Source organism: Dactylosporangium siamense (assembly GCF_016862795.1).
Lineage (GTDB): Bacteria > Actinomycetota > Actinomycetes > Mycobacteriales > Micromonosporaceae > Dactylosporangium > Dactylosporangium siamense.
In genome coordinates this window covers 162,626-171,103 of record NZ_BONQ01000029.1, presented here as the reverse complement: position 1 = coordinate 171,103, position 8,478 = coordinate 162,626, and the positions used below count along the sequence as shown (strand labels likewise).

The 8,478-nt window shown below is 73.3% G+C and carries 9 protein-coding genes; 3 read left to right on the top strand and 6 right to left on the bottom strand.

Going from position 1 to position 8,478, the window contains the following annotated elements; translation table 11 throughout:
* A partial coding sequence (locus tag Dsi01nite_RS10375) for an SDR family oxidoreductase (RefSeq protein ID WP_203845861.1) occupies positions 1 to 677 on the top strand: 677 nt, incomplete at its 5' end.
* A gap of 11 nt (positions 678 to 688) precedes the next feature.
* On the opposite strand, the gene Dsi01nite_RS10370 is transcribed toward Dsi01nite_RS10375, so the two are convergent.
* Both Dsi01nite_RS10370 and Dsi01nite_RS10365 read right to left on the bottom strand, forming a co-directional pair.
* Complete coding sequence (locus Dsi01nite_RS10370) at positions 689 to 3,484, bottom strand: AfsR/SARP family transcriptional regulator (RefSeq protein WP_203845860.1); 2,796 nt, start codon at positions 3,482 to 3,484, stop codon at positions 689 to 691.
* Between the two features lie 25 nt (positions 3,485 to 3,509).
* Entirely contained in the window at positions 3,510 to 3,665 is a 156-nt protein-coding gene (locus tag Dsi01nite_RS10365; RefSeq protein ID WP_203845859.1) for a hypothetical protein, read from the bottom strand.
* A 185-nt stretch (positions 3,666 to 3,850) separates the two neighbouring features.
* Between Dsi01nite_RS10365 and Dsi01nite_RS10360 the strand changes: the two genes are divergently transcribed.
* Both Dsi01nite_RS10360 and Dsi01nite_RS10355 read left to right on the top strand, forming a co-directional pair.
* Positions 3,851 to 4,393 (top strand): GNAT family N-acetyltransferase, encoded by a 543-nt coding sequence (locus Dsi01nite_RS10360; protein WP_203845858.1) that lies wholly within the window; start codon positions 3,851 to 3,853, stop codon positions 4,391 to 4,393.
* A 47-nt stretch (positions 4,394 to 4,440) separates the two neighbouring features.
* Entirely contained in the window at positions 4,441 to 4,734 is a 294-nt protein-coding gene (locus Dsi01nite_RS10355) for an NHL repeat-containing protein (protein ID WP_203845857.1), read from the top strand.
* 1 nt (position 4,735) lies between these two features.
* Here Dsi01nite_RS10355 and Dsi01nite_RS10350 read toward each other — a convergent pair whose 3' ends face one another.
* The 4 genes from Dsi01nite_RS10350 to Dsi01nite_RS10335 are packed head-to-tail and all read right to left on the bottom strand — an operon-like array spanning position 4,736 to position 8,469.
* On the bottom strand, positions 4,736 to 5,497 hold the full coding sequence (locus Dsi01nite_RS10350; RefSeq protein ID WP_203845856.1) for a class I SAM-dependent methyltransferase: 762 nt from the start codon (positions 5,495 to 5,497) through the stop codon (positions 4,736 to 4,738).
* A 40-nt stretch (positions 5,498 to 5,537) separates the two neighbouring features.
* On the bottom strand, positions 5,538 to 6,950 hold the full coding sequence (locus Dsi01nite_RS10345) for an amidohydrolase family protein (protein ID WP_203845855.1): 1,413 nt from the start codon (positions 6,948 to 6,950) through the stop codon (positions 5,538 to 5,540).
* Entirely contained in the window at positions 6,947 to 7,900 is a 954-nt protein-coding gene (locus Dsi01nite_RS10340) for an amidohydrolase family protein (protein ID WP_203845854.1), read from the bottom strand. Before Dsi01nite_RS10340 ends, Dsi01nite_RS10345 begins: the two co-directional genes overlap by 4 nt.
* The gene (locus Dsi01nite_RS10335; protein WP_203845853.1) at positions 7,900 to 8,469 is read right to left on the bottom strand and encodes an NADPH-dependent FMN reductase; all 570 of its coding nucleotides are present in this window, start codon (positions 8,467 to 8,469) and stop codon (positions 7,900 to 7,902) included. Before Dsi01nite_RS10335 ends, Dsi01nite_RS10340 begins: the two co-directional genes overlap by 1 nt.
* Positions 8,470 to 8,478 lie beyond the last annotated feature (9 nt).

The window sequence follows — 8,478 nt, the reverse complement described above, 5'->3', positions numbered from 1 at the left end:
CCCGCCACATCACCGCCGAACTGGCCCAGCTCGCCGCGGACGGCCGCGTGCATCCGGTGGAGGTGGACCTGGCCACGCCGGACGGGCCGGCCGCGCTGGTCCGGGCGGCGGCGTCCGGGTTCGGTGGCCTGGACATCCTGGTGAACAACGTCGGCGCGGTCCGGCCGCGCACCGGCGGGTTCCTGTCCGTCACCGACGACGACTGGACCTCGGCCTGGACGATCAACTTCCTCGCCGCGGTCCGCACCACCCGCGCGGCCCTGCCGCTCCTGCTCGACCGGGGCACCGGCACGATCGTGACCGTCGCCTCGGTGAACTCGTGGCTGCCCGACCCGCTGGTCATCGACTACAGCGCCGCCAAGGCGGCCCTGCTCAGCTTCTCCAAGGCGCTGTCCAAGGAGGTCGGCCCGCAGGGCATCCGGGTCAACACGGTCAGCCCGGGCCCGGTCAGCACGCCGCTGTGGCTCGGCGACAGCGGCGTCGCGGCGACCGTGGCCCGCGCCGCCGGCCTCGAGCCGGACGCGGTGGCGAAGCAGGCCGCCGCCGGCTCGGTGACCGGCCGGTTCACCCGGCCCGAGGAGGTCGCCGACCTCGTCCTGCTGCTGGCCAGCGACCGGGCCGGCAACGTGACCGGCGCCGACATCGTCATCGACGGCGGCCTGATCCCCAGCCTGTGATCACACCACCGTCACGACGGTGACCCGGCCTCGGCGAGCTTGGCTCGGACGCCGTCGGCGCCAGGGTGGCCGAGTTCGCTGAGGATGAGCTCCGCGGCCTGCCAGTGCTCCCTGGCGGCGGTGCCGCCGGCGGCGGCGTGCCACGCGTCGCCGAGGTGGGTCAGCGTCTCGGCCTCGCCGTGCCGGTCACCGACCTCCCGGCACAGGTGCAACGCCCGCGTGAAGAAGCCGATGGCGGTCTGGTGGTCGTCGAGGCCGTGGTGGGCGGAGCCGATGCTGTCCAGCGCGGCCGCTTGGCCGTGCCGGTCACCCAGCAGCTCGAAGATGGCCAGCGCCAACGTGCAGTTCTGCAGTGATGTGAAGTAGTCGCCGAGGTAGGCATACCCGACCCCGGCCTCGTTGAGCGCCTTCGCGTATCCGTTGTCGTTGCCGTCGGCCCGGTAGAGCTCACCGGCAAGCTCACAGTGCCGCACCATCTCCGCGTAGTGGCCGCCCGGCAGGTAGGTGCGGGCGATGCCACGCTGCACGTGACCCTGCTCGGTGCGGCTGTCCGTGCCCTCGAAGCCGGCGAGGGCGAGCGTGTACTGCGTGCGGGCCTCGTCGAGCCGTTGCACCTGCATCAGGGCGTGCCCGAGGTGCCGGTGCGCACCGGACCGGGCGGCCCGATCCGCGCCGCGTTCGGTCGCGGTCAGCGCGTGGCGGCGGGCGGTGACCCAGTCGTGCCAATGACCCTGGCGATGCAGGAACGTGTCGAGGCTCCAGGCGAGGTACTGGGTCTCGAGGTCCCACCCGTCCCGGGCGGTCCGCTCGATCAGCGCGACCAGCACCGCCCGTTCGGTGGTGAACCAGGCGAGCGCGGCGCGGTGATCTTCGAACGGCACGGCGACGACATCGACGACGGCCGGCAGGGCGGCGAACTGCGGAGCCACCCGCTTCGGCTGGAGCAGGCGATCCGCGTGGAGTGCCGCGGGAAGATAATGATCGACGATCCGGCGCTGCGCGAGTCGCAGGTCGCTCGCCGCATCGACCGTCTCGGCCAGCTCCGCGGCATACGCCCCCAGCAGTTCATGGAAGGCGTACCGGCCGGGCGAAGGCTGCAAGAGCATGTGCGCGGTGGTCAGCTCGGCCAGCAGCGGACGCACCTGCCGGATCGGCACGCCGAGCAGGCTCGCCGCGGCGGGCACGCCGACATCGGGCCCCGGATGCACACCGAGCAGCCGGAACAACCTGGCGGCGGCAGGGCTGAGGGTCCGGTACGACCAGGAGAACGTCGCCCGCACATTGATCCCCGCGTCGGCGCCGCTGAACGCCTCGAGGCTGCCGTGGGCCTCCCGCAGCTCCTTCGCGGTGGCGACGAGCGGGAACGCCGGGTTCGTGGCGGCCCGGGCCGCCACGATGGCCAGCGCCAGCGGCAGTCCGGCGCACAGGGTGATGATCTCCTCCACCGCGGCCGGCTCAGCCGCCACCCGCTCGGCGCCGAGCCGGCGGCCGAGGAAGTCACGGGCCTGTTCGGCGGACCACACGTCCAACGTCATCGATTGGGCGCCCTCGACCGCGACCAGACCCTGCATCGTGTTGCGGCTGGTGACGATCGCCAGGCAACCGCCGGCACCCGGCAACAGCGGCCGCACCTGCTCCACGTCGCGGGCGTTGTCCAGCAGGACCAGCATCCGGCGTCCGGTCAGCAGGCTCCGGTACAGCGCCGCCTGGGCGTCCAGCCCGGTCGGGACGCTCTGCGGCGCAACGCCGAGCGCGTCCAGGAAGCCGCGCAACGCCTGCTCGGGGCGTATCACCTCGGCCTCGGCCGAGAAGCCGCGCAGGTTCACATACAGCTGCCCGTCGGCGAACTGGTCGGCGACCTGATGCGCCCAATGCACGGCGAGGGTGGTCTTGCCGACGCCCGCCATGCCACCGATCGCGCTGATCACCACCGTCGCCGCCGCCTCGGCGCCGGTGTGCAGCCCCAACGCCCGGGCCAGCTCCGCCCGCCGGCCGACGAACGTGGCCGGGGCCGCGGGCAACTGGGCCGGACGGGGCCGTTGCACCGGCTCCGACGGGCCGGCAGCGGCGCCGGATCGTGCCGTGTCGCGGCGCAGGACCGCCGCGTGCGCCGCCGCCAGCTCGGCACCGGGATCGATCCCGAGCTCGTCGGCCAGCTGTTCGCGGACCCGCTGGAAGACGGCGAGCGCTTCGGCCTGCCGACCGGCGGCGGCAAGGGCCAGCACCAGCCCGGCCTGCAACGGCTCGTCGAGCGGGGCACGCACCGCCGCCTCCTGCAGCGCCGGCAGCAGCCGCTCCACCTGCCCGGCACGCACCCCGGCGTCGGCCGCGTCACGCGCCGTGGCCAGAAACTCACGCTCCACCGCCGCGAACACCGGATGCGCGCGGGCGTCGGCATCGATCCCGGCCGCGCACCCGCCGTGCCACAGCTCCAGCGCCTCGGCGAACACCGTCGCGGCACGCCCGGCGTCGACGTCGATCGCCTGGCGGGCCTGCCGGCTCAGCGCCCGGAACCGCAGCACGTCAACGGCGGCTACGTCGGCGTCAAGCCGGTATCCGCCCGCCGAACGCAGCAGCCACCGACCCGCCGACCGCACCGGCAGCTCCGGCTCCAGCAACCGCCGCAGCACACCGACATGGCGGTGCACCACGTTCACCGCGGTGTTCGGTGGATCCGCACCCCACAGCACATCCACGACCTCGCCGAGACTGACCGGCTCCCCGGCCCGCACCAGCAGCAACGCCAGCAGCGCCCGCTGCTGCGGCCCGCCCAGATCGACCTCCTCGGTGCCACGCCACGCACGCACCGGCCCCAACACCGCGAACCGCACCTCACCACCCGACGGCAACCCCACCACCTCGCTCTGCCACCGGGCCGGCGACGATGACCGTCAGCACCCGCACATCGGCCTCGGGAGCACCGTGGTCCGCAGCACCCGCTGCAAGGCCCCGGAACGGGGAACCGATCATGCTCATGACGTCGAGCATCCAGCCACCGCCGCCCCGATGTCCACCAGGTGCCCGGCGTTCCCAGATGCGGAGACGACCAGGCGCCGGACCGGCCCGACCGGACATCGGCCAGGCCGGATCAAGGTGCGCGGCGCCCTTGGACACGGAGAAGACGCCGGTCTCTTCAGTCTGATCACACGCAGGGTGGGAATATCGTTGCGGGCATGCTCGTCAGACCCGCGACCGTGCTCGACGCCGAGGCGATCGCCGTCGTCCAGACCCGCACCTGGCAGGCGGCGTACCGGGGGCAGATGCCGCAGGACTACCTGGACCGCCGCGACCCGGAGCAGGGCCGGATCCGCTGGCTGCGACGGCTCCAGAGCAACCTGGAACCCGTCTTCGTGCTGGACGACGACGATGCCGGCGTGGTCGGGTTCGTCGCCGTCGCCGTCGCCGTCGCCGTCGCCGTCGCCGTCGCGCCGAGCCGTGCCGACGACACGGACCCGCGGCTCGTCGGCGAGGTGCAGGCGATCTACGTCCTGCCGGGACACTGGGACCGCGGCGCCGGTCGCCTCCTGATGCGGGCGGCACTGCACCAGTTGCGGGAGTCCGGCCACGGCGACGTCATCCTGTGGGTGCTGGCGACGAACGACCGGGCCCGCCGCTTCTACGAGGCCGGCGGCTGGCACCCCGACGGCGCCACCAAGACCGACGACTCACGCGGATTCCCGCTCACCGAGGTCCGCTACCGCCACACCGGCGCCTGAGCGACGACCGGAGGAACCTCGCGGGGCGACCCAACCGGACCGCGCTCGTGTCACCCGACGGCACCCGCGTCGCGGTCACCATCCAGGCCGACGAGCGAGCAGCGGGTGTCGTGGAGTTCGATCTGGCCACCGGCACCGTCCTGCACCGCTACGAGCTGCCGGCGAGCACCGGGTGGCGGGCCGTGGCGTACCCGACCGACGGGATCACCCTGGTGCACGACATCTCGGCGAAGGTCGGCCAGCTCAACCCGGACACCGGAGCCATCACCGAATACGCCAGGTACCCCGGCGCGCCGTTCCTGCTCGTGCGGGGCGGGTACGGGTGGTATCAGGTGGGCTGACCTACAACGGGAGGCGGGCCAGGTGCACGATGATGTCGCCGGCGATCTCGACCGTGGGCGGCAGGACCCGCAGGATCCGGTCGAACACCTGCTCCCGCACCGGCGGCGGGAGTTGCAGGTAGGCCGAGACGGTCGAGAGCAGGCCGACGTAGTCGGCGGCGGTCATCGTCACGCGGCGGGGGACCACGGACTGCCGGACGTCGGTGAACCCCGCCGAGCGTTGCAGCTCCGTCCCGGGCCACTGCATCGCGTGATGCGCCGGGGTACCGTCCGGCGACGGGATGTCGTCGCTGTCCAGGAACGGCGCCCGGGCCGCGCGGACGACCTCGTCGACGGCCGGGTCGGCCAGGTGGACCGGCCCGCCGAACGAGGCGAACACGCCACCCGGCTCCAGCAGCGCCGCCACCCGGGCCCACCGGCCCTCCGGGTCCGTCCAGTGCAGCGCCGCCGCCGCGTAGACCAGCCCGTAGGTGGTGCCCGGTCGGAGGTCCTCGAACGCGGCCCCCACGGTGGTGACGGTGGCCGGCACGTGCTTGCGCAGCTCGGTGAGCATCGCCGCGTCGGGATCGGTCGCGGTGACCATGATCCCGTGCGCGGCGAACAGGCGGGTCGCCTTGCCCGTCCCGGCGCCGATCTCCAGGGCCGTCAGCACCGGCCGGCCCGCGTAGGTCAGCACGGTGTCCGCGACCGCGGGTGGGTATCCGGGCCGGAACCGCTCGTAGGTTTCCGCCACCGCTCCGAAGCTCAACGCGCGTCCAGACATGCCGAGCATCCTGACACTGTTGCGCGCGTTTGCGGCGGATTTACGGGACGGCACCCGCGACGCGGTCCTTCATCGCGGCGAGCCGCTCCGCCGGGTAGTAGGTCCCCGCGCGCACCACGCCGGTGATGCCGTGCAGGTGCGCCGCGTCGGTGACCGGGTCGGCGTCCAGCAGGACGAGGTCGGCGTTGCGGCCGGGCGCGACGGTGCCCATGGTGTCGGTGGCGTCGAGGAACTCCGCCGCGTTGAGGGTCAGCATCTGCAGCAGCCGCAGCGGCGCGATGCCGGCTCCCGCCAGGAGGTCGATCTCGTCGTGCAGCGCGGCGCCGGGCACGACCCAGACGGCGCCGGAGGAGTCGGTGCCGGCGAGCATCCGCACGCCCGCGGTGTCGAAGACGCGGGCCAGGTCGCACTCGATCCGGTGCGAGGCGGCGAGGACCGCCCGCTGCGCAGGGGTGAACTTCGCGAACCGTTTGACCACACCGGTCCAGGTCTTGCGGGTCGCCGGCGTCATGTACCGCAGATCGGGGTCGGCGGCGAATCCGGGGTCGTCGCACAGCTTGCTGGTCTTCTGCCGGATCAGCGTCGGCACGTGCCAGGTGCCGTCGGCGGCGAACTGCTCCGCCAGCGCCCGGGCGTGCGAGGGGGAGAAGGTGCGCACGGCGTGGTCGAGGATGTCGATGTCGGCGGCCTTGTTCAGCAGGACCGGGTTCAGCACGACCCGCCGCACGATCGCCGCGATGACGGCGTCCATGAACGGCAGCCTGACCGCCGGCAGCTTGCGTTGCCGGCGTTGTGACAGATCCAGCGAGATGTCGTGCCCGTCGGTCGAGCAGCACGGCATCACGCCGAGCCCGGCGCCGAAGTGTTCGATGGACTTCATGCCGAGGCGGGAGGCGCGCAGCACGTCGATGCCGCTGGGGAGGTGGCCGACGATCGGCACGCCCAGCCGCAGTGCCTCGGCCTGGGCGTCGAAGAACCGCTCCCCGGTCATGGCGGCGGACTTCACGAAGTCGGCGCCGGCGGCGACCTGCTCGGCGACGGCGGCGGTGGCCTGTTCGGCGGTGCCGGTGTTGAGCGTCGTCAGCAGCGGCCCGGGCATCGCGAGCAGCGCCGGCGACGCGGCCGGGAACCGCAGCTCGCCGACGGCCCGGGCGCGGAGCAGCGGGAGGTCGCCGGGCATCTGCCGGTACCCGGTGATGCCGTGCGCGAGCATGAGCTCGAGGGTGGGCGCGAGGCCACCGGACACGACGCCGAGCGGGTGGGCGTGCATGTCGTTGTAGCCGGGCACGACGTAGCGGCCGGTGGCGTCGACGACGGTGGCGTCGCGGGGCGCGTCGAGGTCGGCGCCGACGGCGGTGATCGTCCCGCCGGCGGTGAGGACGTCGGTGCCGGGGCGCAGCGAGCCGTCCCGGGTGTCGACGACGACGGCGTGGCGCAGCAGCAGGGCGGTCACCGCTCGGCGCCGGCCAGCAGGCGCCGCGCGTTGCCCGTGGTCAGGTCGCGCCACGTCGGGTGACCCGGTGGTGGTGGGGCGGCGTCGATGGAGGCGATCTGGTTGAGGACGGCGGCGGCGGGGGTCCAGCAGTGGTCGCTGCCGTAGACGAGCCGCGAGGTGCCGAACGCCGCCTCGAACGCCGGGACCTGCCGCGGGAACGGGGTGCCGGCCATGTCGTACCAGATCCCGGCCAGCTGGCTGATGACAGCAGGATCGTCGGTGGGAGACGCGGCGAACGCGGCGCGGAACATGTCCATGCGGTCGGCGAGCAGTGGCAGCACCCCGCCGGCGTGGGTCAGCACCCACCGGATCCGTGGGTGCCGGAGCAGGACCCCGGCGAGGACGAGGTCGGCGGCGCTGCGGGCGGTGTCGAACAGGAACTCGAGCATCGGCCGGGGCCGGCCCAGCGAGACCGCCTCGGCGTTCGGCGGCGACGTCGGGTGGACGAAGACCAGGGCGCCGCGCCGGTCGAGCTCCGCCCACAGCGGCTCGAACCGCGGGTCGCCGAGGTAGACGCCGTGCTGGTTGCTCTCGACCACGACCCCGTCCGCCCCGAGCACGTCCAGTGCGTAGGCGGCCTCGGCGACGGCGCCGTCGATGCCGGGCAGCGTCGCGAAGTGTCCGAACCGGTCCGGGTGCTGCAGCGCGACGGCGGCGCCGAACTCGTTGACGGAACGGGCCAGCAGCCGCGCGGCGGTGTCGTCGCCGAAGTGCACGCCCGGCGAGGACACCGAGAGGTACGCCTTGTCGATGCCGCCGCGCCGCATGAGCTCCAGGTGATCGGCGGGGTCCCACCCGGGCCAGCCCGGCATACCGTCCGGGTGGGCGATCCCGGCGGCGCGGGCCGCCGCCACGTATTCGTCGGTGACGAAGTGCGCGTGCACGTCGATGAGCCCAGAAGGCGCCATCAAGCGCTCCCGGGGCGCAGGGTCCGCATCGCGCCGGAGACCCGGGCGAGCTCGTCGAGCATCGCGGTGGCCGCGTCGCCGAGTGCCGGGGTGGCGTTGAACGCGCCGTCGGCGATCAGCGAGGTGTGGAACGGGATGTTGACGCTCTCGAACACCGGCACCATCCGCAGCGTCGTCACCACCTGCTTGAGCTGCTGCACGGCACGGGTGCCGGCGGCGATCCCGCCGTAGGACACGAAGCCGATCGGGGCGTACGCCCATTCCTGCGACAGGTGGTCGAGGGCGTTCTTCACCGGCGCCGGGTAGCCGTAGTTGTACTCCGGCGTCACGATGACGAACGCGTCCGTGGACTCGACCGCGGCGCTCCAGTTCCACGTGTGCTGGTGCTCGTACTGCCGCAGCCGGGGATGGTGCGGGTCGGCGAGCAGCGGCAGGTCGACCGCGGCGAGGTCGGCGATCCGCAGGTCGAAGTGTCCGTGGTCCTTGACCCGGCCGGCGAACCACTCGCCGATCGGCAGGCCGGCGCGGCCGGGCCGGGTGGAACCGATGATGACCATGAGCGTTGGCATTGCGTGGCC